Raw genomic sequence first — 1,280 nt, 5'->3', positions numbered from 1 at the left:
GCGCGGACGGCGAGCCGCCGGTGGTCGTCGTGGGGACGGCGGGCGACTGGGCGGCGGCAGGGCCGGGGCTGCGCCATGCCGCCGAGACGGCGGCCGCCGCCGGTGGGCCCGGCGACCGGCCGTGGTACGACGCCCGGGCCCTCGACATCGACCTGCTGCTGTGGCGACTGCGCGAACACCCCGACCTGGCGGCCTTCGTGGAGCGCGCCATCGGCCCGCTGCGCACCCACGACCGGACGTCGCGGCCCGCCCTGCTGCCGACGCTCGAGGTGTACCTGGCGCACGCGGGACGCAAGGCCGAGACCGCACGCGAGCTGCACCTGAACCGGCAGACCCTCTACAACAGGCTCGCGCGCATGGCCGAGTTGCTGGGCCGCGACCTGGACGAGCCGGGCACCGTCCTCGCGCTCGGTCTCGCGCTGCGGGCGCGCCGCCACACGCCCTGACCGCGGGCGGCCGCCTCGGACGCGGAGGCCCTCCTCACGCGCCGCCCGGCCGCGCCAACTCGTCGTAGACGCTGAGGACCTGCGTGACCGTCTCGTCCTGCGTGGGCCAGGTCGCGGCCTGCGCCCATCCCTCGGCTGCCAGTTCGGCCCGCCGCAGCGGGTCGTGCAGGAGGCGCGCCAGCGCCGTGGAGAGGGCGAGGGGGTCTCCGTACGGTACGAGCTCCGCGGCGCGGCCCACCAGTTCCGGTACGCCGCCCACGGCGGTGGCCACGAGCGGCACCCCGATGCGCAGGGCCTCCTGCGCGAGCAGGGAGCGGGACTCCCAGCGGCTGGGCAGGACGGCCACGTCGGCGGCGGTCAGCAGTTCGGCGACGTCCCGGCGGCTGCCGATGAACCGGACCGGCAGGTCCTCCCGTTCGACCCGGCGCTGGAGCGCGAGCCGCTGCCTGCCCTCGCCCGCGACGACGACGAGGGGCATCGGGTCGAGGTCCTGGCCGCGCCACAGCGCGACGGCGTCGAGCAGGAGGTCGTGGCCGCGCTCCGGCACGAGGGAGCCGACCGCCATCACCAGGGGCCTCTCGACCGCGCCGAGTTCGGCCCGCGCCTTGCTCTCGGTGCCGAGCGCCTCGGGCCTGCGCGGGACCGGCGCGGCGAGGGGTGCGAGGCGCACGTCGCGGGCGCCGCGGGAGCGGGCCGTGTCGAGCAGGTCGGAGGAGGTCGCGAACACGACGGAGGCGGCGCGCAGCGCCCTGCGCTCCAGCACCCGGGTGAGCGCGGCCCGCGCGCCGCCGTCCGCGCCCCGGGTGTGCCAGGTGACGACCATGGGCACCGGGT

2 protein-coding genes are annotated in these 1,280 nt (G+C 77.7%); one reads left to right on the top strand and one right to left on the bottom strand.

Going from position 1 to position 1,280, the window contains the following annotated elements:
- Positions 1 to 446: PucR family transcriptional regulator (locus tag L1885_RS28435; RefSeq protein ID WP_235800014.1), on the top strand; the 446-nt coding region annotated here is incomplete at its 5' end.
- A gap of 34 nt (positions 447 to 480) precedes the next feature.
- On the opposite strand, the gene L1885_RS28430 is transcribed toward L1885_RS28435, so the two are convergent.
- The coding region (locus L1885_RS28430; RefSeq protein ID WP_235800013.1) for a glycosyltransferase family 4 protein at positions 481 to 1,280 on the bottom strand (800 nt) is incomplete at its 5' end.

Origin of the sequence: Streptomyces fuscigenes (genome assembly GCF_021556455.1) — a bacterium.
Classification (GTDB): domain Bacteria; phylum Actinomycetota; class Actinomycetes; order Streptomycetales; family Streptomycetaceae; genus Streptomyces; species Streptomyces fuscigenes.
The sequence above is the reverse complement of the archived record's forward strand: the minus strand, read 5'-3'. Positions and strand labels throughout refer to the sequence as shown.